Below are 26,882 nucleotides of genomic sequence, written 5' to 3'. Positions count from 1 at the left end.
CACTCTCAATGTTTTTATTTGCCCAGGAAGCCGGGCAGGGATCCCTATTTTTCGGCTACCCGGTCTATCCTGAGCAAAGCTTGTGATTTTATCCATGCCGTAGCATGTGTTCAAATAAGATCGTCCGATATACGGCAAGTGCGCGTGTTATTCGTCTTCTCCCTCGCAATCATCCGGGTAAAATTCACCTAAATTGTCAAAAAAAGCCCGTTACCCCTACGCGTTGCGACATCTGCCCATAAAGCCCACCACATGGCCGATATCGGGTTTTATTTAAAGGATATACGATAGTATAGATCATGACATAAAATCTCTGTCGTAACACGCTGACGGCTTCATTTTTAAGCGGGTTAGGATTTGTTATGTTTGTACCGGCTATTTAGAACTGATAGGATAATTCTTTTTACATAATCGTAAATTTTAGGTGCCTTATTGAATCTATTTAAATTGCCAGTGATCATAATTGAATAGATTCCGGAAAGATGACAGATATAAAATTAATACCGCAATATTTTGGATAATTTGAAACCTGTAGTACATAGCAGGTATCTGCATTCGGGAATTTTTAGGTATGGATTTAGAAAAATGGGATAAAAACAAAAAAACGCTTAAATATAACACCGCCCCAATTTACACAAAGCACTTTCTGCACGAACGTCCCCTCTTACGCCCCGACTCCAATTAGCTCTTTTGATGCTTTGGCGTGACTGGGAAAATTGTTTAAATGTGGGCTGTGATATGCAATTTTTGACATAGTATCCCTGCCTGACTTATGCAGGCAGGGTTTTTGTAAATGGTTAGTGTCTTGTTGGGTCATTCAGGATGTATCGCTGGCCTTTCTTAGGCGGAGGCGGTAATGGTTCATTTTTTGTGACAGTTCTCTCTTTGCCTGTGTCTCCGCCACGGGGTCCGATAATGCCATACTGACCTGAACGCGGTGCTTTTTGCCCTGGTTTGAAACTTTTTTTTGCCATAATAATTGTTTCCTTTGTCAAGAAAAGGTTAATAAAATAAATTAAAACCCCTCGTTCTGTTCGCAGGAGAGGGGACACCCCGGTTGCTTAAACAATTCTATCGTAGGTTAATCCCCATATACTGGGATGCGCCAAGCCTTGCGGCCATGGTCACGAGCCCAATCACGGGTTCCGTCTTTCCTGGTAATCCAGGCGCGGAAGATCCACCCAACGATTCTGCGTTTGGCATTTTTCGCCATAAGCACCTCGCAATCAGGGAACTATTTTTCTTGACAACCTCGGGCACACAATGCAACTATTTCGATGCCTATACAAAATGTGCAGCAATCCGTTCTCAGCCCAGCTGCTGAAGAATTTACCATTTTCTATCGTGTCCCATATACCGAATGAAAATTGGTTTGCTGTGATTTTCAAAAAAGGGAGCTTGTTTGCAGCTGTAACTGCTAAGCTCCCTTTTTTCTTATAAAATATTAATTTTTAAAGCCCTCGCCCTTGTACGGACAAAAGCACGATTGACCTGAAAAAGTTCTGACAGATCCCCTTCATTAGCACCGTCTTTTACAGCTGTTCTAAAAGTGGATTCCGGCATCAAAAGTGCACCAGCGTACCTCCAAGCCTGCCACTCGGGATTTCTGTAAATCGGCACATTCTCTTCCCTATGCAGACGTAAAGACATGTGATCATTATCGTGGATAGATCTTAAAATGGCTCTTTTTTTTCTGAATTCAGGCACATGTGTCAAAACATGAGCAATCTCATGAGCAATTGTTGACCTAGCAAATTTCATTTGAAAAGGATCATCCATCATTTCAGATGAGATTACGCATGTCATCTTTTCGGAATCCGTTATGCCATAAATTCCGTAAGGAAGATTTCCATAATCCGGTTTAACACCGCTAATGTTTTCGAGATCAAATTCAAAAAAAGATTCTACATTAAATGGAGCAGGCTGTTTTAATGTAATAGGCTGGAAATTTATATTAATTCTATTTGCCGAAGCATCGATGTCGCGGCCGCTTCTGGGATTTGCAGCAACAATTTTTCGTGCCAATTATCCATCCTCCCTCTTTTTTTTGATCTCTTTGAAATAATTCATCAAGTCGTCAAATTCTTTATCAGTAAGATCTTCATCGGCCCTGAGTAACGCTTCAGACAGTTTAGGTGTCAGCATGATTCGGTCAGTCCATTCTTTAGGGATTTTTTTTCTTATCTGTGATGCCAAAGCAACTAAAGTTCCATCATAAACCCCCAAGCATTCCTCCATCTTCTCGACAATATCCAGCACCGGAGGCCTTTTTCTGTTATTTTCGATGTCTGATAAATAACCAACCGATTTGCCGACATGCTCACTAAGGATGCGCAAAGTGACTCTCTTGGCCGTTCTTGCTTTTTTGAGTGCTTTACCAAAGCTTTTCATCGCCGCCGCCTCCTTTTTCCGGTTAAAGGGTTAAAAATTTTTTGATAATCATTTACACCGACTCTGGCGTAATTTTATTAACAATATAATATCGTAATATCAGGTGTCAAGAGAATAATACGTCGAAATCGGCGTAAAATAAAGAGGGTTATAATGATTTATAAATAAGAATATAGTATAACTATTTGAAAAATTTGCATTTTCTTGGTTTTAGAAATATGAACACACTATATATTGTTATGCAAAAAAAGATAAAATCTATATATAGTATCGAGCTGATTTTCATTTTCAATATCAGATTGACCGTTTTGATCCAGTTATCAGTGGAAAACGAAAACGGGGTAAATTATGCTCTTTTCGGTAAATTCGGCGCATGAATTGTCACCGGCCTCGCAGTTTGTTAGCGGCGGTTTAAAAATGTATTTATTAAGATGCGAATAGTGTAACGCCTATTTTTTCCAATTCACAAAATAGTGTAACGGTTCGTTTCGTCTTAGCAAAATATGCTTAAGCGGCTTATTCAGCGGGGTATTTCAAATTATTATAGGCGGGGTATGTTGTGTAAAAAAAGTTCCCAATAGGCGTTACACTATTCGTTACTTAACATGCACTCAGTAATTGATATAAATATAGAATGTACCTTTATCTGTTTATCGTCGAGATTGAGTCAGACAACCCGAGGGATAATATAAAATATTTGCGTAAAGGACATGAAGAGGCTAAAACAAGGAAGGAGATGGAATTAAATTAAAACTCACAACATATCTAAACTCGCAACATAACTTGCCAATACCTGAATAAATAGATTTCTTCGGATATGTAGATCATATTTCATTGTGTATAAGGGAATTGCTCTTCAGTAGCCAATCCCGGCAATGCTCCTCAACGTCGTGAACTCCTGCCGGGACAGCCTGGGGTCCGGGATCTCCATCAGTGCCGCGCTCTTATCGTTATTTTGTACTCGCAAGAAAATAGCTGGCACAACGGTTTATCATCCATATGATGTAGAGATTTGCCCCCCTACTGGTCAAAAGCGGTCATGCGTCGTGTCTATAACCCGTGAAGGTGTTTTGTCGGTTCTATTTGCCGAAAACCCCCGCCAACACTGGATAAAAATCTGAAAGTCTATAATTTCATGGCGTCAAATTACTATACGTTTAATAGACGTTTTCCTGCCAAGCCGCCGTTCCTGCCTATCGAATAAGGTTAGATTGTGGTTCGCTCCGCTCTCACAATCTAACCTTATTCGTTATCTGTATTCACTACAATGCCTCATTGGAGATATTAAAAAATCGTTCAAAAAATTGAGTAAGCCTGCTTAGAACGCTCTCTCGTTTTTGGGTTCGTTCACCCGTTTTACTAAACCTGGATACAGATGGTATAACCGTTGTAATAGCGGTGCCGCCGGTTGCAATATAACCATCACGAAAAGCATTGTTCACAAAGGTGTAAGCGGCATCACGGTTAAGGTTTTCATCTCTAATAATCTGCTCAAGCTCCTCAATTTTCCGCTTGTTGACAAATTTCTGCCAATCTTCATCAATATTTGCCCCCACGTCAAGAGAGGTAATAAACTGGTTGATAAGCTCTTTTTTGTTACGCAGCTCAACGCTTGAATCAATCGCCTTATTGATATCAACCAGAATCTCCTTATCTTCCGTATGTTTTTCGTGATACTGCTTAATCAGTGAGAGAATATAGTCAATGTTGATCTCTATCTGCTTGATAAGCTCCATTTCAAACACCAGATCATCGTTGATGTTCTCTTTGTCTGCCTCACCGGTTTTGCGTAACTGGTTATAGAGATCAATGTATTTGCTGTGATAGTCCTGCAAATCACGCTCGGTTAAAATCTCATTGCCCGTAAATTCATCAAAAGCGGTCAGAATATTTCGCATCCGCAAAATAGCGCCATAGAGTCTGATAAAATCCTTCTGGGCTTGTTCGCTGATGATTTGCTCACCTGCAGGATATTTTTCCAGCAGTTCGTCAATCATGCTTTTGTAGCCTCGAACCTCTTTATCCTCATTCTGGTAGCCGTTGTAGTAATCATCATACGATTTTAACAGCACCAAACCGCCAGCCTCTTTATCACCAAACAAGGCTATTGACTCGTTGGTGGCTTTTTCAAGATTGCGGAAGCAGACAATATTGCCGAATGTTTTAACGCTGTTCAGGATTCGGTTGGTGCGTGAATAGGCCTGCAGCAAACCGTGCAGGCGCAGATTCTTATCCACCCACAGGGTATTCAGGGTGGTTGCGTCAAAACCTGTCAAAAACATATTCACTACAATTAGAATATCCACTTCACGGTTTTTTACCCGCTCGCTTAAATCTTTGTAGTAGTTTTGAAATTTATCGGTTGAAGTATCATAAGAGGTGCCGAACATCTGGTTATAGTCGCTGATTGCACTGTCTAAAAAATCTCGTGAGCTGGCATCCAGCCCTGTCGTGTTTTCTGAGTTTTCATCATCAAGAAACCCGTCTGTCTCCTCCTCGTTGGCACTATAACTAAAGATGGTGGCTATTTTGAGCTGCCTGTCACTGGGCACGCCCTCAAGTTGCTTTTTAAATTCAACATAATATTTTTTTGCGGTATCAATGGATGAAACAGCAAAAATAGAGTTAAACCCCGACAGGCGAATTTGCGCCATAATCCTTTCAACTTTTCTCCGGTCTTTCGCACTTACAATTTCATTGATATTTTTTGTGACACGATGAAAATAAAACTTATTATTTCGTTTTGTCTTTTGATTAAAATGCTCAAGGATATAACCCACAATATTGCTCAGACGTTCAGCAGATGAGAGTGCCGCCTCACGGTCAATACCGCTTATCTTCTTATCTTCGATATTTTCCTCTTCCCGCATGGTGGAGATGTAATCCACCTTGAAGGGGAGAACGTTTTTATCGGCAATGGCATCAACAATGGTATAGGTGTGAAGCTTGTCGCCAAAAGCCTGTTCGGTGGTTTTAAGATCGGCTCTACCACCGGAGCTGGAATTTTTTGCAAAAATCGGTGTGCCGGTAAATCCGAACAGGTGATAGTTTTTGAATGTTTTTGTGATGCCGGTATGCATATCACCGAACTGGCTGCGGTGGCATTCATCAAAGATAATCACAATATGATCACTGAAAATCGCATGTCCTTTGTTTTTCTTGATAAAACGGTCCAGCTTCTGAATCGTGGTGATGATGATGTTTGCATTCGGGTTTCCAAGTTGTCGGGTAAGAATCTGAGTGCTGGTGTTGCTGTTGGCCGCCCCTTTTTCAAACTTGTCATATTCGCGCATGGTTTGATAATCGAGATCTTTTCTATCCACCACAAACAGCACCTTGTCGATATGAGGCAGTCGGCTTGCCAGTTGCGCTGTCTTAAAGCTGGTCAACGTTTTGCCCGACCCTGTGGTGTGCCAGATATAACCCCCCGCTTCTAATTTACCCAGAGTTCTGGCGTTGGTGCTGATCTCTATGCGGCTGAGAATACGCTCGGTGGCAACGATCTGATAAGGTCGCATCACCATCAGCTCCTTGTCTGAGGTAAACACGCAGTAGCGGGTGAGGATATTGAGCAGGGCATGTTTGGCAAAAAAGGTTTTAGCAAAGTCCATCAAGTCGGTAATGGGCCTGTTGGTGGCATCCGCCCACCAACTGGTAAACTCAAAACTGTTGCTGCTTTTTTTGCCTTTTTTTGCAGTAGATTTGCCGCCCTCTTTAATGTGCCTGGCACGGGTGGTATTGCTGTAATACTTGGTATGGGTGCCGTTGGAGATAACAAAGAGCTGCACAAACTCAAACAGTCCGCTGTCTGCCCAGAAGCTCTCACGGGCATAGCGGTTAATCTGGTTAAACGCCTCGGTAATCGCCACACCTCGACGTTTCAGCTCAATATGCACCATCGGCAGACCATTAACCAGCACCGTCACATCGTAGCGGTTGGATCGCTTCCCCGCATCAGTGGCGTATTGGTTGATCACCTGTAGCTGATTGTTGTGGATGTTTTTCTTGTCCAGCAGATAGATGTTTTTTACCGTGCCGTTTTCAAGTGTCAGGTTCTTGATATGGTCTTCTGCAATAGTGGTGGTTTTTTCAACAATGCTCTGGTTGGGGTTGGCAAGTTCCGTATTAAAAAACCGCTCCCACTCGCTTGATGTAAACGAATAGTTATTGAGCTTTTCCAGCTGGGTTCGCAGATTGTCTTCAAGTGCCTTGGCATCGGTGATCGGTAGATACTCGTATGCCTGTAGTTCAAGTTGCTTGATAAACGCTTTTTCCAGGGCATCTTCGCTTTGGTAATATTCTGCCCGTTTTTCCCGCACCTCACTCACACCCTCTGGCGGATACTTTGCCACCACCGTGCTGGTCGGGTTTTGGGCAACCAGATTGTAACTGTAATCAGTTGGCATCCTGTGCCTCCAGTGGTTTAAAGGTTAGTAGCTGGTTGCGATAGTATTCATACTGTTTTTTGCGGGCGGCGATCTCTGCGGGCAGACCCGTTGAAATGTCGTTGACTAGGGCATCGAATTTATCGAGGATGGCGACGATCTCTTTTTGCTTGGATAGGGGTGGGATGGGGATAGAGTATGTTTCAAAGTCCTTCACACGAACATGTGGCACTCCAAAACCTTTCTTCATGGAATGAATCGTTTTTTGATTTTTCTTCAAAAAGTAATAAATAAATTTTGGTTTAAGCAAAGTAGTTTCCAAATAAATACTGAACGCATCTGTAATAAATATCGGCTGATTCCAAAAACTAACCAGCCCACAATAAGCGCCAGATCTAGAAACAACAATTGTTTCTCCTGTTCTGTTGCTTTCGCCATGGAAGCAAATAGGTCCAGGTGCATTTGCAACAACCGGAATTTCTCCAACCGACGTTTTTTTCTTTGTAATAGCTGACCCTCGAAGAAACTTACAAACCTCCCCCAACGCCCGAAACTCCACATCATCCCCAAAGCTCAAAAGCGCCTCACGATAATGCTCATACTGCTTTTTTCTCGCTTCCAGCTCTGCTTCCAGCTCTGCTTCCAGCTGGGTGAAATTATCAAGGATTTTGACAATCTCTTTTTGGATGGTGAGGGGTGGGATGGGGATTTGGACTTTGTTGAGCATGTCATATGAAACAAAAGGTTGGGATGCACTATGCGCCATCGAATTAAAGTCTTGTTTCAATAATTGATAGTAAGCATATTTTGGAGTTACAAAATCGGCTATTATTTTGCATATAACTCCGTTGTATGTGACGTAATGTTTACCATGTCCCCAGTTGACGATTCCAGCATATGCGCCAATATGCCCAATTACTGGAGAATTTTCACTATTGAACTCATTATGTGTTCCAACAACACCATTGCTCCCATAAACAGGATATTGACCACCAACTGTAGGAATAGTATTCCCTTTTCCGTAATTGAACTTGTAAACCTCACCCAATGCCCGAAACTGCACCCCCTGCGGACAAAATTCCTCAATCAATTTCCCTACCTGCGCCGTTGGCGCGGCAGGCAGGTCTATTTTATTCATGGGCTTAGTCATGGCGGTTCTCATCTTTTGCCTTCTTCTCAATCTTTTTCTGCACGGTTTTAATGCTATCCAGATAGGCTTTTTCTACAGGAGAGAGTGTTTTTACCTGATATTGTCGGTACTCATTTTCGGCTTTTTCTGTTGCCTGCCTGTGGCTTACTTTTCCTGCATCTGCAAGTACGCCTTTGCCGTAGATTTCGGCAAATTTATCAAGTTCCGCCACCCAATCTTTCATCCGCATTTGGGTATGTTCCCTGGCTTTGATTTCAGCAAGGTCAAAAAATGCCGACACCATGCGGTTCAGGCGAAACAGCTCATCTTCATTGAGATAATTTTTGGCGATTGCGGTTTCTGCTTTGGTGGGTCTTAAACCGCTAAAGTTTAAGAGTCCCATAAAATCTTTTTCGGCATCGGCGCGAGAGTAAATAGTCTCTGCGGCTGTCTGCTTGTTGGTGGCGTAGTGCAGTTTGTTTTGCACGGTTTTGAAAAATGCAATTGATTCGTTGCTTTTTGGATTGTAATCCACACTCGTAGCGTAAAGATCCAGCACTTGCCGATAAAGCACTTTTTCACTGCTTCGAATATCACGGATACGCTCAAGTAATTCTTTCCAGTAGTTTCCACCGCCCAGATTTTTAAGCCGCTCGTCATCCATGGTGAAACCTTTGCGGATGTACTCATTCAATCGTTTTGTCGCCCATATCCTGAAGCTGGTGGCAATACGGGATTTAATCCGATACCCGAGGGAAATGATCATATCGAGGTTATAAAAGGGAATTTCCCTTTTTACATTTCTGCCGCCTTCTTTTTGAACCTGTCGGAATTTCCGACAGGTTGTCTCCTCGGCCAATTCCTCTTCTTCAAAAATGTGCTTGATGTGTTCGACGACATTCGTTCGTGATGTTTGGTAGAGTTCCGCCATTTGTTGTTGGCTTAACCATACATCCTCGTTTTCAAGACGAACGGTAATGTCCGTTTTTCCGTTTTCGGTTTTATAAATAAGGATATTATTTTTTTGCTTTTCTTTCATTGCCGGCTTCCCTCCAAATCAGCGACAATTTCATCAATCGCTTTACGCAGTTCATTTTGCCGGGCAACAATGCCGACAATCTCGGCGTTGAGTTTTTGAATATCAATCATCTCGCGGGTATCTTCCTGCACCACGTAACTTGAGACGGCGATGTTATAGTCATTTTCGCCGATTTTCTGGTTATCTACCAGCCTGGCAAAATATTCACTGTCTTCACGGTTTTTAAAGGCCGTTAAAATCTTTTGGCGGTTTTCATCACTGAGTTTGTTTTTATTGCCACCGCGGACAAACTCGGCAGAGGCATCAATAAACAGGGTTTTGTTGTCTTTTTTGCTCTTTTTTAAAACGATGATGCAGGTGGCAATGGTGGTACCAAAAAACAGATCTGGCGGCAGCTGGATCACCGCATCAATATAGTTGTTGTCTATCAGATATTTTCTAATCTTCTGCTCGGCACCACCACGATAAAGCACACCGGGGAACTCAACAATCGCTGCTGTGCCTGATGTTGAGAGCCAGGAGAGCATGTGCATGGTAAAGGCAAGATCTGCCTTGCTGGGCGGGGCCAGCACACCTGCGGGGGAGAAACGGGGATCGTTGATAAGCAGCGGGTTGTTTTTGCCCTCCCATTTAATCGAATAAGGGGGATTGGAGACAATCGCATCAAAGGGCTCATCGTCCCAGTGGTAGGGATCGATCAGGGTATCTCCGTTAGCGATATCAAAATGGTTGTAGTTGATGTCGTGCAGAAACATATTGATGCGGCAGAGGTTGTAGGTGGTCAGATTGATCTCCTGTCCATAAAAACCGCCCCGCACATTCTCTTTGCCCAGAACCTTGGCAAATTTAAGCAGCAGAGAGCCGGAGCCACAGGCAGGGTCATACACTTTGTTGACCTGTGTTTTACCCACGGTGCTTATCTCCGCCAGAAGTTCACTCACCTCCTGCGGGGTAAAGAATTCACCCCCTGATTTTCCGGCACTGGAGGCGTACATGCTCATCAGATATTCATAAGTGTCACCAAAAGCGTCGATGGTGTTGTTAGATGAGCCAAGTTTCAATCCCGCAATAGCAGTGAGCAGTTTGGCCAGTTGTTTGTTACGCTTCTCTACGGTAGCGCCTATTTTATTGGAGTTGACATCCAGATCATCAAACAGCCCCTTGAGGTCATCTTCACTCTCAGTGCCTTTGGCGGAACTTTCAATATCGCGAAAAATAGCGGCAAGGGTTTCATTGAGGTTGGAGTCATTTGCGGCATTTTTAGCCACATTAAAAAAAAGCTCACTGGGCAGAATATAAAAGCCTTTCTCTTTTACCGTATCTGCGCGTCCAAACTCAGCATCACTGTCGGAGAGTTTAGCATACTCAAAACCTTCTTCAGGTTCATTGGCATTGATATAATTGGTAAGGTTTTCGCTGATAAAACGATAGAAAAGCATTCCAAGCACATACTGCTTAAAATCCCAGCCATCGACACTACCACGCAAATCATTGGCAATCTGCCAGATGGTACGGTGTAGTTCTGCGCGTTCTTGTTCTTTACTCATCTATTGTCCTTTTGATTTAGTTTTTGCCACTTTTTCATAACACTACACTCTGGCGCAGAGTTGGTTGCTTTTTGCAGATAACGCCTGGGTCACTGGGAGCCCGCCGTTTGGGCGATCCAGTGCACCCGGTCGTTAGCCGCTTTTATGTACTTTTAATACATGATCACGAGTAATGCCACGTCGCGCCACAAGCGCCGCAGTGCGCCTCAGTCTCTTCTTCTTTACGAGACAAGCCTGTCGCAAAAAGAGACCAACCAAAAGTGAGAAGGGCTCCGGTTGTTTTGGCCCCACTGATGCCTTTCTTCTTCTTAACTTTCTTAGTGGTTACGGATCCTCTCGTCTGACAATGAGGACATATCATTTCTGAGCCAGAACCGCCACTATATGAAAGATTTTGTGTGGTTCCTGCTATGCTGTGATGAACCGCTCCACAAAAACATCGCACTCCGCCGGGCGGATTCAGGGTGAAGCCAGTGGCGTTTGGGGTGGCCTGTTCTCGTTTGATTTTTAAGACCCGTTTAATGCAGGCGTTCTGACGTTGGCATTTTCTCGGTTTGCCCAGGCTTATCAATAAACACTCTGAATCTATCTAAGTTTCAGCATCCTGTATCCATCTATCAATGCCCGCTCTTCAAGCAACTCTGCGTGAAGCTTCAGCCACATTTTGATTTTACATACTGCATGTGTATAAAAAATTATGTAAAAACAAAAAAGGCCAAGACTTTTAACAGCCTTGGCCTAAAGATAAATATCTTAAAATATTATAAAAAATACAATATCGCCGATATATTTATATCACCGTCGGTTTTTAGTAACCATTGATGTTATTTCTGAATTAAATGGTTATTTCCGTCGATCCTCCAGATTCACGACTTGTTCAGGCTCTTTTTGATTTGCGGCCTGGCTGATGATACTACCGGCAAGATTAGATGCCTTTCGGAGTGAATCGTCCCGTAAATGGCTATATCGTTGCGTCATGAGTGGGCTTTTATGGCAAAGAAGCCGCTGTAGGACGTGTGCATGTCCACCTCACCACTTGAAGCCAGCATGGAAGCGTATACATGGCGTAATCCGTGCAGCGGTCTAAACCCCATGGGAAAACCGGCGTCCTTTGCAATGCGGACAAAGCTTTTATGACAATCGGTAAGGTGCTGCCCCGGGATCCTGCCTGGAAAAACATAATCGCTTCCATCAGCCTGCTTAATACTCTCAAAAACGCCCCGGGCTTCATCGTTCATGGGAATTGACTGATTTACACCGCCCTTGGGGTCTCGCAAAGTGATAAAGCCGCGCCTGAAGTCAAGATCTTCCCATTTGAGTTTAAATATCTCGCCGCGCCTCATGCCGGTAAACAGGGCAAGCCTCATTACATTTGCCGCGGTCTGATCTTTATCCGCGCCAAGAACCTCCATAAGCTTTTTAATTTGTTCCGGGCTCAAATCCTCAGTAGTCGTATTATTCAGCCGTGGCACTTCAATTTTAAAACTGATTGGGGGAACCAAGCCGCGCTTTATCCCGTAATTAATTGACCGCCGCAGCAGTTCAAGCACTCTGGCCGCCATGGTCAGCTTGCCTTTTTTTTGCAATTTCAGCCTGAGACGCTCTGTGTCTATCGGTAGTAGTTTGCCAGGTTCTTTTTCTCCAAGTCCGGCCCGCAGATACTTTTCATATTTCAGTTTTTCGTTATTCAGAGATTTGTTTTGGGAATTGTTTTCACAATACAGATCCCACAATCTGTTTATGGTCCAGCGGTTTTTCTCGGCCTCTTTAGCCGCTTTCTCGGCCTTCCTTTTCTCTTGTGGCGTATAGGCATTGGCTTCGATCAATCGAGCTCGGTATAATGCCGCTTTTGCTGCCGTCATACTGTTTTTGAACTGTCTCCCTGCTTTGGCCTCGACTATCTTTCCGTCTCTTTTATAAACGACATAAAAAATCCTTGTTAAACACCTAAACACCGGCGTCACCACCGAGGAGTCTGTCCTCGGCCTTCTGGAGCGATTCATAACCGGCACCAATGACCGTAGCGAGTAGCACCTTTTCAGCGAGGTTTTCCTTTCGCTCAAGAAACTGCATCAGGTTTTTATAGTACAGTGCCAGCGTATTGTCCGAGTATGTCTCCAGCTCACCGCGCAGGTAGGTTTTCATCGAAGTGCCTCCTGGGCCATCCTCATCAATGGGGCGCCCCCGGCTGTGCAGATTGGGATATTTTGCTGCCAGCTCTTTGGTCCAAACGATTTCGATTTCCACGATTTGGTCAATCAGCGGATTTTTACTGAGTGGTGGAATACTGTTCTCCATGCGGGCATATTTCAGGGTCAACAGGTTTAGCCCCTTGGCATCGGCCCGGATGAGGTCATCCCGATAGCTCTCAAGGGCAGCTTCGGACCAAACTGAAAACGAGACCCCCCTGTAGAATCGGAAAGCCCCCGGGTTTTCCTGGCAGGATGCCGGTTCTCGGGCGTGGACATTGAGAAACATATCGAGTTCTCTGTCGATGATTTCCTGGATAAGTTTTTGTTTTTTTTCCATTTCAACCTCTTTTACATGTTTATCAAGTACTGCTTTGCTTACAGGGGGAAAAGAAACGCGGAATTTCATACCAGCCTTTTCTGTGAAGCTGCTGCAGTGATTCGTAGATTATGATTTTTAACTCGGTATCATTGCCTTAAGAATGTCGGTGTTAGGGCGATATTTTTTGCCAATCTTTTGTAATAAATTTAGAGCTTGTAGCTCTTTGATGTCTCTAACAAGCGTAGTCTGTTTGAGAGTCGCATATTTTTTTACAATACTTGGGGTTAATTCTAAAATTTCATTAAGAGATAATTCACGATCTATAGGCATCTTAAGCATTAATTCGCGTTTTCTCTTAAAGGCATTTTTTTTTGTATATTTGATCTTCGAGAATTTTTCATAGATATAATTCTCCCAAAATATAATGAAATGACCTTCCTGGATTATTTTTAAATTTTCGTTTAAACCATCTCTAAAACCCAGCACAGCGTATTCTATGAAATCTGTCAGGTCATTCTTTTTTATAGCATTATCAAGCTGTCTGTAATATTCGGGTCTGGTTTGATTATAAAAGTTTGATAATATATGTGAAACTATACTTGGCAAGCCTGCACGTAATAAAATATAAAATTCAAGCAGACGGCCTGTCCGACCATTTCCATCTGCAAACGGGTGAATCCATTCAAGGTAAACATGAGTTATAATTGCTTGAACAACAGCGGTTTTAAAATGTTGGCTTTTTTCGTAATGAAATTCTTTTTTAAGCCAGCTGCAAAGATTTTCAATCAATTCTGGAACATGTTTGTGAGCAGGGGCTAAATAAGTTCCAACAACTCGGCTATCGCACCTGTATTTTCCTGGAATCGCATCAGAATGATTACCTAAATTTTTCGTTACCATATAATGAAATTTTTTTATTAGATCAGGAGTCAATATATTAGTTTTGTTTTCTGAAACGATTTCTCGCAAAAGTGTGTTAAAAGCCTCAATTACATTTTTTACCTCAATTTCTTGATACTCTCTGCTTGGTGGCAATTTCCAACCTTCGTTAATTTTTTCTATTTCTTCCTGGCTGAGAGTATTTCCTTCAATTGCCGTTGTCGCCTGGGCGCCTTTTATGAGTGATACTTCAAGTAACTTGTTTCTATATTCCGGCTTTAAAGGCGTGTTTGAAAGCGCGTGTATAAATGCATTACATTCACCCAAAATAAAAGAACAGTCTGGCGTGATTTTCCATCGCTTGTAGAAGGATATGTGCTTGTAATTCTCCATTTAGTGCCTTCCTCTTTAAAGATGCCGGGTAAAATGTAAAATTATTTGTTAAAATAATAATTAAATGATGGGCCTTTTTTGTCAATAAAATTGTTATAAAAATGACAAATAACCCATATTATTTGTATAAAAATTTAAAGCTTTTTTTGAAAAAGCTGTAGCAATAAAGTGGCCACAGCACATTATGGGCAAGCGTATAAATTTGTTTGTGATCGGGTTCCGTATTGCTGCAGAGTCTTAAATGGTGGCGCTGGACTACTGCGGAGCGTGGGGTGCTGTTCTGATATTGCCGGTCGGCCGTAGATACTTGAAACCGATGTCTCAGACCGGGTCATAGGATGCGATTATCCCGGCCGAATTCGAATCGGGCCGGCCGTTTTCCATGTGGTTTTCAAAGGCGAACAGGGCGAGCTGTTCCCAGCAAACATCAAGAATGAAATTGAAATCCGTATCCGAAATGCTTTGGGGCGCATTGGCTTTATTCAGGGATTTTATCATCCTATAGGGGATACTTATTCACGAACAGGTGGTATAATCACATTATCTTGTCCGAAAACAGAGCAGTCAAAGCGTTTTTTTCTTGTCCTTATAAACGATGAAAAGGAGGAAATAGACGATGAGTGACAATGCGATTCAAACCCATGCACGCAGGATGACCAGCGTTTTCGAACGTTTTCTTTCCGTGTGGGTGATTTTGTGTATTGTGGCAGGCATCCTGCTGGGCAAGATGGCGCCTGGCATGGCCCGGTATCTTGACAGCCTTTCAATATCGGTTAACGGCGCACCGGTGGTGTCCATTCCCATCGCCATATGTCTTTTCTGCATGATGTATCCGATCATGGTAAAGATCGATTTTGCCGAAGTCATAAAGGCCGGCAGGAGTGGAAAGCCTGTCTTTCTCACACTCTTTATCAATTGGGCGATCAAGCCGTTTACCATGTACGCCATTTCACTTTTTTTTCTCGGCACTCTGTTCTATGGTTTTATCGGACCGGATGCCACGGATCTGGTCAAGATGCCGTTTGGCCTCAACCTTCCGGTGGGATCCATCCATGGCGCCGGCAGCGTTGTGCTGGTGGAGGGTGTTAAAATGCTGGAAGTCCCCCTGTGGCGAAGTTATCTGGTCGGCTGCATTTTACTCGGCATCGCTCCGTGCACGGCCATGGTACTGGTGTGGGGTTTTCTGGCCCGCGGAAATGATGGGCTGACCCTGGTGATGGTGGCCATCAACTCGTTGGCCATGCTGCTCCTTTACGGCCTGCTGGGCGGTTTTCTGCTGGGTGTCGGACGTTTGCCGGTGCCGTGGCAGGCACTGCTGCTTTCCATTGGCATTTATGTGGCGTTGCCGTTGGTGGCCGGCTATTTTTCCCGCAAATGGATCATCGCCGCCAAAGGGGAAACCTGGTTTAAAGAAAAATTTCTGCATGTACTCACACCGATTACCATCATCGCACTGCTCACCACCCTCGTGCTCCTGTTTTCATTCAAGGGTGAGGTTATCATCGCCAATCCGATGACCATTGTCTGGATCGCCATTCCTCTGTTTATTCAGACCATGCTGATTTTCTGGTTGGGATACGGGTTGGCGCGGGTGCTTAAGCTGAGTTACGAAGACGCTGCCCCTGCGGCCATGATCGGCGCTTCCAATCACTTCGAGGTGGCAATTGCTACTTCTACCATGCTTTTCGGGCTTTCATCCGGAGCGGCGCTGGCCACGGTGGTGGGCGTACTCATCGAGGTTCCGGTGATGCTCATGCTGGTTAAGATTTGTCTTGGTACGCAGTCCTGGTTCAGGTATTCACGTTAACATTCTCTCCAAGTCTCATCGTTTCATTCACATAGTGCCCCTACCAAAAAAATGTGGGCAGGTATATTATGCAGAACTGGCACGATTCTGTCGTGTTACGCAACAAACCGTAGGATGGGCGATGCGAAGCGTGCCCATCAATTATACATAACGGAATATGAACCGATATTTTCGGAAAGCCGCTTGAGAGAATACATCTTGGGAAGCCCTTTTACAGGCTTTGGCTTCTTTTCATTTTTCGATTGAAACAGGTGCCTGAAATTCTGGTAATGCCTGGAGACAAACTTCCGGGAGCCGATGATGCCCGAATTGGTGAAATACCGGGTCCGGTACCGAAAACGGTCCGCACGGGTCAGCACAAAACCTTTTTTTCATCGAGTACCTTACGAGCGTCTCGCCCTTATCCACAATAACGCTTTTAAACCGGTCTCCCCCAAAATAGCCCCTGCGGTTGTGACGTTTATTGTAATATCGTGCAAATTCGATCTTCATCATCGAGCGCAACATCGTCATGGCGTATCGCGAACTGAGAAGCGCCAACAACTATGCGGCCCTCATCCTACAGAAGGCGCAAGAAGCGCTCAATTCTCTCGCAGGCGAATTGGCGGGGTGAGCCAGATATTGAATCATAGCTTTTTCTCGAAATCTCGCTTTATCCAATGATTTCGATTTGCCAAGGATACCTTCTGGTAAAACGCATAAACATCGTTAATTCGGATCATTACGGTGGAATAATACGATTAGCAATTTTTTTACTTGACAAGAAAAGATCTGAATTTTACTATTGTGAATAGTGAATCACTATTCTACAGATCGGAGTCGTGAAATGAGAGCTCAGAAGACAGAAACAGAAGCAAGACAGAGTCAGATCATAGGGGCGGCCCTCGAACTGATCGGCGCTGAAGGAGTCAACGCCCTGAGTATTGCCGGAATCGCTGAACGGGTCGGTATCGTGCCGTCGGCTCTGTACCGTCATTTCAAAAGCAAAGATGATGTGCTGGACGCGGTGCTGGAGTTGCTCAAAGTCCGTTTGTTGGGCAACGTCACCCAAGTCAGGAAGGAAACGCCTGGGGCCTTGCCGCGACTCAAATCCTTATTGATGCGACACGCCCGCATGCTGAGCGAAAACCGGGCCATCCCGCTCGTCGTGTTTTCGGATGGAATTTATACCGGACACCCCGAGCGAAAGGCTAAGGTAGCCGCAATTATAACCAGTTATCTGAGTAAGATTCAAAAGATCGTTGAAGAAGGAATACAGGACGGCTCGATCCGTGAGAACGTCGTTTCGACTGCGGCATCCGTCATGTTTCTGGGTATGATTCTGCCCGCCGCGGTTCTTTGGAATGTTTCCGAGGGTAACTTTGACATGAACGCACATGTGGAAAATGCCTGGCCTGCTTTCGTTCGGTGCATTGCAAAGAACACTTAAAGCCGGTGTCGGTTTTGTTTTTAACAGATTATTCTCCTCATAGGAGGCCCAACCATGTCCAAGAAAAAAAGATTGATCATCCTCCTGTCGGTCATGGCGCTTATTGCAGCCGTCATAATCATCTTGCAATACGGTCGGCATTGGTCACACAACGATCCAAGTCTTCTTCGTATCTCGGGAAACATCGAAGTCCGAGATGCGGAAATCAGCTTTAAGATCGCCGGCCGAGTCCTCGAACGGTTGGTCTCCGAGGGCGAACGGGTCAAATCCGATCAAATTATAGCCCGTATGGATAGCTTGGATTTGGTCCAGGACGTTACGCTTCGCCAGGCCGAACTTCGAGCGGCACAAGCTTTTCTGGCCGAATTGGAAGCGGGGTATCGCCCGGAAGAGATTGCACAGGGTCAAGCGGTTATGCAAAAGGCGCAGGCACGACTGGATGAGCTTCTTGCGGGATCGCGGCCGGAGGAGGTCGCTGCGGCGAATGCCAGCGTGCAGAATGCGAGCGTCAATGTGGCTCACATGAAGATCGAATTCGATCGGCAATCAAAGCTGCTGAAAGGGGAAACAATTTCACAGCGTGAGTTTGACCGTGCCAAATCTGAATATGAAAGCGCCATGGCAAGCCTTCGCGAAGCGCAAGAACAACTGAAGCTGATTAAGGCCGGGCCTCGTAAGGAACAGATCGATCAGGCGCGGGCTGCCCTTAATGAGGCTCAGCAGCGATATGAAATGCTTAAGAAGGGTCCCCGCAAAGAAACCATCGAACAGTCCCGCGCCCGGGTTGAACAGGCAACGGCTGCCAGGACAATGGCGGAGATTCGGTTAAGCTACGCGACGATCAGCGCCCCTTTCTCCGGAATGGTCCTTTCTGAAAATGTTGAACCAGGCGAATACGTGGCTCCGGGCACACCCGTGGTGACGCTGGGTGATCTTGAAAACGTGTGGCTTCGGGCCTACATCAACGAGACCGACCTTGGACGCGTCAAGCAGGGTCAAAAGGTTCGCGTTTCTGCGGACACTTATCCAGGGAAAATTTACGAGGGACGCGTTTCCTTCATCTCTTCAGAAGCTGAATTCACACCGAAAAACGTGCAGACCGCAAAGGAGCGGGTAAAACTTGTGTATCGCGTCAAAATCGATATCCCGAACCCGAACATGGAGCTGAAGCCCGGAATGCCGGCGGAAGCTGAAATCGTGCTTGGCCCGGGAGCAAAATGATGGATGCCATCCGAACCGAGAACCTGACCAAGGTCTTTGACAGTTTCACCGCGGTTGACCATCTTAGTTTATCAGTAACTGATGGGGAGATTTTTGGTCTCGTCGGCCCGGACGGCGCGGGCAAGACGACGACTATGCGGCTGCTGACCGCCATCATGGATCCCACCGCGGGCGAGGGATGGGTCTCCGGCCACCACACGGTGCGCGAGGCAGAGGCGATCAAGGAGGAAATCGGGTACATGAGCCAGCGTTTTGGTTTGTATCCGGATCTGACTGTCATGGAAAATATCGATTTTTATGCGGATATTTATGGCGTGCCGCGCAAGGGCCGGGCGGAAAAAATTGATCGGCTGTTATCTTTCAGCAACCTGACGCCCTTTAAGAAGCGCCACGCCGGAAATCTGTCCGGCGGGATGAAACAAAAACTGGGACTGGTCTGCGCCTTGATTCATACACCAAAGGTATTGTTTCTCGATGAACCCACCAACGGCGTGGACCCGGTTTCGCGGCGCGATTTCTGGCGCATTCTCTACCAGCTCCTGAGGGAAAAGGTCACCATCTTTGTTTCCACGGCCTACCTGGATGAGGCTGAGCGTTGCAGTCGTGTCGGACTTATCCACAAGGGCAAGCTGCTTGCCGTGGGGACGCCGGACGAATTGAAGCGCTTGATGCGAGGCACGATTCTGGAAGTTCGCGCCGCCATACCCCGTCGCGCCACGGTTGTTCTTCGGAAAGAACTTGGCGCTGACGCGGTCAGCCTCTTCGGTGACAAGGTTCATGTGGTGACTGCCGCGCCGGAAAAAACGGCCCGCGATGTTGAACGGATTCTTGGCGGAGAAGGGCTTGAATTTATCGGTGTGCGGCCGATTGAACCCGCACTGGAGGATGTGTTTGTCTCGGTCCTTGGGGCTGAGAAGGAGGACAGCGCCCATGGATAGCGTGAAAAACACTAAAGCGGTCGTGGTCGAAAATCTGGAGCGGCGTTTCGGCAGCTTCATCGCGGTCAATCGGGTGAGTTTCGATGTGGCCAGGGGGGAGATCTTCGGTTTCCTCGGCCCCAACGGCGCCGGCAAATCCACCACGATCCGAATGCTCTGCGGCCTTCTCGCTCCCACCGGCGGCTCTGGCATCGTGGCGGGTTTTGACATCCGCACTCAGTCCGAAGAAATCAAGGCGAACATCGGTTACATGAGTCAAAAGTTCTCCCTTTACGACGATTTGACAGTTGAGGAAAACATCAACTTTTACAGTGGCATTTATCGGATTTCTCGGGAAAAGAAAAAGGATCGCAAAGAATGGGTGATCGAAATGGCCGGGTTGACGGAACACCGCCACTCTCGCACGTCAATCCTTTCGGGCGGTTGGAAACAGCGCCTGGCACTCGGTTGCGCGGTGCTGCACGAGCCCCCCATTATTTTTCTCGATGAGCCCACTTCGGGTGTCGACCCCATCAGTCGCCGACAGTTCTGGAATTTGATTTACGAACTTTCCGGTAAAGGGGTAACCATCTTTGTCACGACGCATTACATGGAGGAAGCGGAGTATTGTGACCGGTTGGGGTTGATTTACCGCGGTGAATTGATCGCCATTGGCACCCCGGAAGTTCTAAAGACGGAGCAGATGCACGATGATGTGCTGGAAGTTCAATGCCCACGGCCGCAAGAAGCCATGGATCTGATTGCCAGGTTACCCGATGTCAAAGAGGTCGCTCTTTTCGGAAAAAGACTTCATGTGGTGACCGCATCGCATGGAAAAGCGCTCCAATCGATTCATACGACCCTTTCCGAGCAAGGCTATCCCATAGAAAAGGTTGAGCGCATTGTACCTTCAATGGAAGATGTCTTTGTCTCCCTGATTGAAAGCAGGGACCGGGCTGAACAACCTCAAGAAGAGGTGCGGCGATGAACACACTTCGAATATGGGCGATATCCCGCAAAGAGTTCATACACATCATCCGAGATCCTCGCAGCCTGGGTATGTCGATTGCCATCCCCATGCTGCTTCTCCTGCTTTTTGGTTACGCGCTGACCCTGGACGTGGATGATGTCCCCATGGTGGTCTGGGACCAGGAGGGTTCGCAGGTGAGCCGAGAGTTTGTCAGCCGCTTCACAGGCTCGCCTTACTTTTCGTTGCAGGCGTATGTTACGAATTATCGGGAGCTTGAACGCGCTGTCGACTCAGGCAGGGCACTTGCAGCCCTGGTCATCCCCACGGGTTTCGCTGGAAAAATTGATTCGGGCCGGGAAGCACCCGTACAACTGATCGTTGACGGCAGTGATTCAAACACGGCTACAATTGCCATGGGGTATGCCGATGTTTTGGCGATGGTCTACTCGCAGGATGTTGCCCTCGACAAGATTCGCCGCATGGGAGGAATCAAACTGGCATTGCCTTTAGATGTGCGGCCGCGGGTCTGGTTTAACCCGGACCTGGAGTCAAAGAATTATATCATCCCCGGCCTGATCGCAGTCATCATGATGGTCATTGCAGCCCTGCTGACGTCTCTTACCGTGGCGCGTGAATGGGAGCGCGGCACCATGGAACAACTGATTTCAACACCTGTAAAAGGCCAGGAACTGATACTGGGCAAGCTTCTGCCGTATTTCGCCATTGGCATGTTTGACGTCCTGCTGGCGGTGCTCATGGGCGAGTTTCTTTTCCAGGTGCCGCTTCGGGGAAACATCGCGCTTCTTTTTGCCATGGCCGCGATTTTCCTTGCCGGTGCGCTTTCGCTGGGCATGGTGATCAGCGTTGTCACCAAGAGTCAGTTGCTGGCCAGTCAGCTGGCCATGGTGATGACTTTCCTCCCGGCGTTTCTTCTGTCCGGGTTCATGTACGCGATCAGCAACATGCCAAAAGCCATCCAGTTGCTCACCTATCTGATTCCAGCCCGGTACTTTGTGGCCCTGCTCAAAGGTATTTATCTGAAAGGCATCGGCTTGCAGGTTCTTTTCATTGAAGCCGGCCTGCTGGCGATATTCGGGGTCATGATGATCATCCTGGCAAATGTAAAATTCAAAAAGAAACTGGTGTAAGCAATGATAGAACGCATCAAACATATGCTGATCAAAGAGTTCATCCAGATTTTCCGGGATCCGCGGATGAAAGGCGTCATTTTTCTGATGCCCATCATCCAGCTGCTGGTTTTCGGCTATGCGGTTACCACCGATGTCAAGCATGTGGCGACCGCAGTGGTTGACCTGGACAACAGCGTGGCCAGTCGTGATCTCATTGCGCGTTTCGTGGAGTCAGGATATTTCGATATTGTGGCCTACGCCACGAATCCAGACCCTGTTCGCGAACTGGTGGATCGCGGACATGTCCGTGCGGTTTTACAAATGAACAAGGGGTTTGAGGACGACTTGAGGGCCGGGCGGACCGCGATCCTTCAGATTATCGTTGACGGCACAGATTCGAACACAGCCGGAATCGTGCTTAACTACAGCGCCAAGATCACAGGTGCGTTTTCACAAAAGATATTGGCCACAAGATTCAGCCGCCTCAAAGGATTGGCCTTAAAGCCTGCCACCATAAAACTTCAGACGAGAGCGTGGTTCAATGAAAACCTGGAGAGCCGTAATTTCTATGTTCCGGGGGTCATCGCGATCATTGTCATGCTCATTACCCTGATGCTTACCAGCATGGCCGTCGTACGTGAAAAGGAGATCGGCACCATGGAACAAATCATGGTAACTCCCATCACACCTGTCGAGTTCATTCTCGGCAAGACGATTCCGTTCGCGCTCATCGGTTTTGCCGACGTTGTCCTCATCACGGTACTGGGTGTTTTCTGGTTCGAGGTGCCGATTCGCGGCAGCCTTCTGATGCTTTTTGTCGCCACGGCTTTGTACCTGATGACCACACTGGGCGTGGGGCTTCTAATCTCCACTGTCAGCGAGACGCAACAGCAGGCGATGATGAGCACTTTTTTCTTTTATTTTCCGGCGGTGCTGCTGTCCGGGTTTATGTTTCCAATAGCGAACATGCCTGCGATGATCCAGTGGCTGACCTATTTGAACCCATTGCGGTACTTTCTTGTCATCGTTCGGGGCATCTTTCTCAAAGGGGTTGGACTGGGTGTTCTTTGGCCGCAGATGGCCGCCTTGGCGGTGATGGGAATGGTCATTTTGTGGCTGGCTTCAAAAAGATTTCAAAAAACATTGGCTTGAGTGATGAAAGGAGATTCCCGATGATCATAATATCTCGATGGCTCTGGGCCATAATACCCTTATTAGCCGTTACGGCCACCGGTTGCGCTATGATCGATCCTCCTCGTACAGCACGAATTGAGGATTATATGGTCCATTCCAGCCTTGAGAAGGAAGATAAGTCAGCTCCTGGTGTACCGGCCCAGGCGGACCTGATCGATGAAACCATGATGAAGAAACGGCCATTGACACTTGCGACATGCGTCCGAATTGCACTTGATAAAAATCCTGCCCGCCGGGCGGCCCAAGAGGGCGTCGCCGCCGCGCGTGAAAGCGTCGGCATGGCCAAGGCCCCATATTACCCGACCGTGGGTCTTGATGCTGCTTATCGTCGCTGGGAAACCCATGCCTTTCTGCCCGAGGGATTATCAGGCATGGGAAAACCTTCTGTGATCGGACCCACCGATGACTGGTCCTCCGGTCTGCGCGCAAGCTACCTGCTTTTTGACAGCGGCAGGCGTGCGGCCCAATTACGAATCGCGTTGTCCAGGCAAGGCCTGGCCGAAGAGGAAGAAGCGAGTATCCGGCAGGATATTGCCATGGCTGTTCATCAGGCATTCTTCAGTTTGATATCAACCACGGAAGCACAAGTGGTTGCCGGGCAAAACAGAACGCGGGCAGAGGATCATTTGAGGTTAACGAAAGAGCGCTGGGAGGCAGGCGCGGTGCCTAAAGCAGACGTTATTCGCGCCCAGGTCGAGGTTGCCGATGCAAAGCTGCAACTGGTGAGATCCGATAGCGCGATCAGCCTTGCGCGCGGAAGCCTCAACACCGCCATGGGACTTTCGGTGGAAATGACGGTTGCTTTAGATGTTGAAAATAGAAATATGGAGTCACCTGACAAGATTGACGTTACTGGAGTACTCAATCAGGCTGTTGAGTGCCGTCCTGAGTTGAAGGCCGCACTTCATCGAATCGAAGCCAGCCGCAATTCAATCGATGTCGCTAAAAGCGCTTTTGGCCCCACCATAACCGCCAACGGAGGCTATGGGTATCGAGATTCTGAATTTTTGCCGGAGGATAAGGATTGGTCTGCGGGAGTCGGTATTGCGCTGCCATTGTTCGAAGGCTTCAAGCGCGGCCACGATGTGTCGAGGGCAAAACACGAATTGGCAAAAGCGGAGGCCGAGATTCGGTATCTGGTTCTTAAAGTGAGGGAAGAGGTCTGGGGCGCTCAGACGAAACTTAAGGAGGCCCATGAAGCCACTCAGGCTTCTGAGGCGGTGGTCCGGGACGCCAGAGAAAGCATGCGTATGACCCGGGAGCGGTATGGGGCCGGGGCGGCAACGGCAACGGATCTTTTGGATGCACAAACAACCCTGGCGCGAGCCGAATATGTGCTGGTGGAAGCGCGCTGGAGTTATTTTTCTGCTCGCGCTGCCCTTGATCGAGCGATGGGAACAATTCTTGATAATGGCGACTGATAACGTTTGCAGCCTTCAATAGATTTAGACTATATGATATATTGATAACCAACAAAAATCATTATAGTAAAGGAGGCCTTTACATGCAAAAAAGAAAAATAACGGAAAGCATTTATTGGTTGGGCGCTGTCGATTGGGACAGTCGTCTGTTCGACGCCCTTATCCCCCTTCCGGATGGAACCAGCTATAACGCTTATTTCATTGAAGGCAGCGAAAAAACGGCTTTGATCGACACGGTTGATCCGCCCATGGCCGAGGAATTCATGGCACAGCTTGAGGGTATACCGAAGATCGATTACATTGTTTCCAGCCATGCAGAGCAGGATCATTCCGGAACCATCATGCAGGTTTTTGAAAAATACCCTGACGCAAAGCTCATATCAACTCCCAAAGCGAAGGGAATGCTTATCGATCTTTTGAAAATACCTGAGGACTTTTTCATTACCGTCAAAGACGGGGAGACGCTTTCTCTCGGTGATAAAACGTTGAAGTTTATTTATACGCCCTGGGTTCACTGGCCCGAGACCATGGTGACCTATCTGGAAGAAGACAAGATTTTGTTCAGCTGTGATTTCTTCGGTTCCCATATTGCCACAACCGATCTTTTCGTCACGGACGAAGGCCGTGTTCATGAGGCGGCCAAGCGCTACTATGCCGAAATCATGATGCCCTTCAGGGGTATGATTAAAAAAAATCTGGAAAAACTCGCATCTTACGATATAGAAATGATCGCTCCGGGCCATGGTCAACTGTATCCACGTCCGGCATTTATTATCGATGCCTATCGCGACTGGACCCTGGGAGCCCCTCGAAATACAGTGGTGTTGCCGCACGTATCCATGCACGCGAGCACCAGGCGGATGGTCGATCATTTGGCTGCCGCATTGGTGGATAGGGGCGTAAGGGTCGAGCCGTTCAACCTGGCCGTAACCGATATCGGCAAACTGGCCATGGCCCTGGTGGACGCAGCAACCATTGTCGTCGGCACGCCTACCGTGCTGGCAGGCCCGCATCCCTATGCGGCCTATGCCGCGTTTCTGGCAAATGCGTTGCGCCCAGATACCAAATTTCTGTCCATTATCGGTTCCTATGGGTGGGGCGGCAAGACCGTGGAGATACTTGCCGGAATGATTCCCAACCTCAAGGTGGAAGTCATTGATCCTGTGCTGTGTAAAGGCGTACCCACGGAGGAGGCATTCAATGCCCTGGATAATCTGGCAACTGCAATCGCACAGAAACACAAAGAAAACGGTTTCAGATAATAACGGGTGAACCATTGGGAAATCCGTCTTGCTGAGAACTTTTTCGGCATTTTACACACCAAGGTGTGCCGTGATCCTGTTACGCTATTTTTTGGATGCCTGCTATTCGTGCTATTCTATTTTGTAAATTTGAAAAGAGAGGTCGTATAACATGAAATATCTAAAGTTTTTTGATGAAATTGAAAGTATTTTTTTAAAAGACGAATTAGCTAAATTCCTTGGCGTTAATGAGGATGGAATTATTGAACTTACATACATAGATATCGTAAAAATGGCAGGGCACAGTTGTGCAACAGTAGCTGGGGGATACTTAATGGCATTGAAAGGTCTTAAGGCGTTGTACGCAGATGAGGTACCCAAAAGAGGAGAAATAAAGGTCGAAATAAAAAAATCGCCCACCGAAGATCATTCAGGCGTTGTGGGATGTGTACTTTCCAATATTACAGGAGCAACGACTGATTATGGCTTTGGAGGGATTCCCGGTGGCAAATTTAATAGAAGGGACCTTTTGTTTTACAATGCTCCCATTGATACCGATGTTCGCTTTACACGTCTTGATACCAGAAAAAAAATCGGTATAAATTATCATCCGGGAAAAGTAGTAAATCCTATGCAAATATTGATGAGCGCAATTGGTCCGGATGCTACACCAGAAACTAAAAAAATATTCCCAAAACGGTTTCAAGAAATGGTGAAGATCATATTTGAAAATGGGAATGCGGTAATAGAAGTGGTTGAAGATTAATATTTAGTAACTATTCAGCGAAAAAACAAAAAGTAGCTAAAAAAAGACTTGACAGGGTTTTTCTGAAAAATTTTAAAATTCAACTTGATATGACTTTATTGTCGTATTCCGATAATAATGAATCCGATAGGGCAATCTGAGGTGTTTTCAGCTAAATACGACACCCCTTTCATCTATTTATTTTTATTGCTGTAGCATCGATTACAGAGCTGAAAATTTCGGTTTCAAAACCTGTGCTATAATAGCCTTAATAAAAACACTGACACAGGACCGGAACCGAATGAAGATCGAAAATATTGATATCGAGGCCACGATTGAAAAGGCCCATAACCTTGTTCGCGAAGACAAGCAACTGTCAGCGGCCACGAAATCAATGTTTGAAATTCTGATTCTGATAATCACTCTGCTTGCCAATCGTTTAAATTTAAACAGTACAAACAGCAGCAAGCCGCCATCGACCGATCCAAACAGAAAAAAGCAACCGAAAAAGAAAAAGGATAATAAAGCAGGTG

Annotated in this window: 22 protein-coding genes; 11 read left to right on the top strand and 11 right to left on the bottom strand. The window is 46.4% G+C overall.

Translation table 11 applies throughout. The annotated features are described in order from the left end of the window. Positions 1-1,434: 1,434 nt before the first annotated feature. The 10 genes from PHQ97_04710 to PHQ97_04665 all read right to left on the bottom strand — a co-directional run bounded on the left by PHQ97_04710 (position 1,435) and on the right by PHQ97_04665 (position 14,772). Positions 1,435-2,025, bottom strand: coding sequence for an ImmA/IrrE family metallo-endopeptidase (locus PHQ97_04710; GenBank protein ID MDD4392038.1), 591 nt, complete (start codon positions 2,023-2,025; stop codon positions 1,435-1,437). Beyond that, the gene (locus tag PHQ97_04705; GenBank protein ID MDD4392037.1) at positions 2,026-2,391 is read right to left on the bottom strand and encodes a helix-turn-helix transcriptional regulator; all 366 of its coding nucleotides are present in this window, start codon (positions 2,389-2,391) and stop codon (positions 2,026-2,028) included. It lies immediately after the preceding gene. 1,262 nt (positions 2,392-3,653) lie between these two features. Further along, positions 3,654-6,797: a type I restriction endonuclease subunit R gene (locus tag PHQ97_04700; protein ID MDD4392036.1), complete on the bottom strand. Its 3,144-nt coding sequence runs from the start codon at positions 6,795-6,797 to the stop codon at positions 3,654-3,656. After that, positions 6,787-7,914 carry a restriction endonuclease subunit S gene (locus PHQ97_04695; protein ID MDD4392035.1) on the bottom strand — a complete coding sequence of 376 codons (1,128 nt, stop codon included), beginning with the start codon at positions 7,912-7,914 and terminating at the stop codon, positions 6,787-6,789. Before PHQ97_04695 ends, PHQ97_04700 begins: the two co-directional genes overlap by 11 nt. Before the next feature lie 4 nt (positions 7,915-7,918). Beyond that, the gene (locus PHQ97_04690) at positions 7,919-8,944 is read right to left on the bottom strand and encodes a virulence RhuM family protein (GenBank protein ID MDD4392034.1); all 1,026 of its coding nucleotides are present in this window, start codon (positions 8,942-8,944) and stop codon (positions 7,919-7,921) included. Beyond that, complete coding sequence (locus PHQ97_04685) at positions 8,941-10,491, bottom strand: type I restriction-modification system subunit M (GenBank protein ID MDD4392033.1); 1,551 nt, start codon at positions 10,489-10,491, stop codon at positions 8,941-8,943. Before PHQ97_04685 ends, PHQ97_04690 begins: the two co-directional genes overlap by 4 nt. A gap of 974 nt (positions 10,492-11,465) precedes the next feature. Beyond that, a complete protein-coding gene (locus tag PHQ97_04680) occupies positions 11,466-12,353 on the bottom strand; it encodes a site-specific integrase (GenBank protein ID MDD4392032.1) in 888 nt (295 codons plus the stop codon). Positions 12,354-12,438: 85 nt separating this feature from the next. Continuing rightward, positions 12,439-13,020, bottom strand: coding sequence for a DUF4125 family protein (locus tag PHQ97_04675; GenBank protein MDD4392031.1), 582 nt, complete (start codon positions 13,018-13,020; stop codon positions 12,439-12,441). Positions 13,021-13,137: 117 nt separating this feature from the next. Further along, on the bottom strand, positions 13,138-14,274 hold the full coding sequence (locus tag PHQ97_04670; protein ID MDD4392030.1) for a Fic family protein: 1,137 nt from the start codon (positions 14,272-14,274) through the stop codon (positions 13,138-13,140). 321 nt (positions 14,275-14,595) lie between these two features. Further along, on the bottom strand, positions 14,596-14,772 hold the full coding sequence (locus PHQ97_04665; protein ID MDD4392029.1) for a hypothetical protein: 177 nt from the start codon (positions 14,770-14,772) through the stop codon (positions 14,596-14,598). A 118-nt stretch (positions 14,773-14,890) separates the two neighbouring features. On the opposite strand from PHQ97_04665, the gene arsB reads away from it, so the two are divergent. Beyond that, complete coding sequence (gene arsB, locus PHQ97_04660) at positions 14,891-16,081, top strand: ACR3 family arsenite efflux transporter (GenBank protein ID MDD4392028.1); 1,191 nt, start codon at positions 14,891-14,893, stop codon at positions 16,079-16,081. A 231-nt stretch (positions 16,082-16,312) separates the two neighbouring features. Here the strand turns inward: arsB and PHQ97_04655 are convergent, their stop codons facing one another. Beyond that, a complete protein-coding gene (locus PHQ97_04655) occupies positions 16,313-16,576 on the bottom strand; it encodes a hypothetical protein (GenBank protein MDD4392027.1) in 264 nt (87 codons plus the stop codon). Between the two features lie 331 nt (positions 16,577-16,907). On the opposite strand from PHQ97_04655, the gene PHQ97_04650 reads away from it, so the two are divergent. The 10 genes from PHQ97_04650 to PHQ97_04605 all read left to right on the top strand — a co-directional run. Further along, a complete protein-coding gene (locus PHQ97_04650) occupies positions 16,908-17,510 on the top strand; it encodes a TetR/AcrR family transcriptional regulator (GenBank protein MDD4392026.1) in 603 nt (200 codons plus the stop codon). Between the two features lie 54 nt (positions 17,511-17,564). Further along, positions 17,565-18,731, top strand: a complete 1,167-nt coding sequence (locus PHQ97_04645; protein MDD4392025.1) for an efflux RND transporter periplasmic adaptor subunit — start codon at positions 17,565-17,567, stop codon at positions 18,729-18,731. After that, complete coding sequence (locus tag PHQ97_04640) at positions 18,728-19,669, top strand: ABC transporter ATP-binding protein (GenBank protein MDD4392024.1); 942 nt, start codon at positions 18,728-18,730, stop codon at positions 19,667-19,669. Before PHQ97_04645 ends, PHQ97_04640 begins: the two co-directional genes overlap by 4 nt. Further along, complete coding sequence (locus PHQ97_04635; protein MDD4392023.1) at positions 19,662-20,636, top strand: ABC transporter ATP-binding protein; 975 nt, start codon at positions 19,662-19,664, stop codon at positions 20,634-20,636. The genes PHQ97_04640 and PHQ97_04635 overlap by 8 nt, the downstream gene beginning before the upstream one ends. Then, positions 20,633-21,766 (top strand): ABC transporter permease, encoded by a 1,134-nt coding sequence (locus PHQ97_04630; protein MDD4392022.1) that lies wholly within the window; start codon positions 20,633-20,635, stop codon positions 21,764-21,766. The genes PHQ97_04635 and PHQ97_04630 overlap by 4 nt, the downstream gene beginning before the upstream one ends. Positions 21,767-21,790: 24 nt before the next feature. Next, entirely contained in the window at positions 21,791-22,900 is a 1,110-nt protein-coding gene (locus tag PHQ97_04625) for an ABC transporter permease (GenBank protein MDD4392021.1), read from the top strand. 20 nt (positions 22,901-22,920) lie between these two features. Further along, positions 22,921-24,363 (top strand): TolC family protein, encoded by a 1,443-nt coding sequence (locus PHQ97_04620; GenBank protein ID MDD4392020.1) that lies wholly within the window; start codon positions 22,921-22,923, stop codon positions 24,361-24,363. Positions 24,364-24,446: 83 nt separating this feature from the next. Then, complete coding sequence (locus PHQ97_04615) at positions 24,447-25,625, top strand: FprA family A-type flavoprotein (GenBank protein ID MDD4392019.1); 1,179 nt, start codon at positions 24,447-24,449, stop codon at positions 25,623-25,625. Between the two features lie 151 nt (positions 25,626-25,776). Beyond that, positions 25,777-26,370: a hypothetical protein gene (locus PHQ97_04610; GenBank protein ID MDD4392018.1), complete on the top strand. Its 594-nt coding sequence runs from the start codon at positions 25,777-25,779 to the stop codon at positions 26,368-26,370. Between the two features lie 280 nt (positions 26,371-26,650). Then, on the top strand, positions 26,651-26,882 hold a 232-nt coding region (locus tag PHQ97_04605; protein MDD4392017.1), incomplete at its 3' end, for a DUF6444 domain-containing protein.

This window comes from Desulfobacterales bacterium, from assembly GCA_028704555.1.
Taxonomy (GTDB): domain Bacteria; phylum Desulfobacterota; class Desulfobacteria; order Desulfobacterales; family JAQWFD01; genus JAQWFD01.
This window is presented reverse-complemented; position numbering and strand designations above follow the sequence as displayed.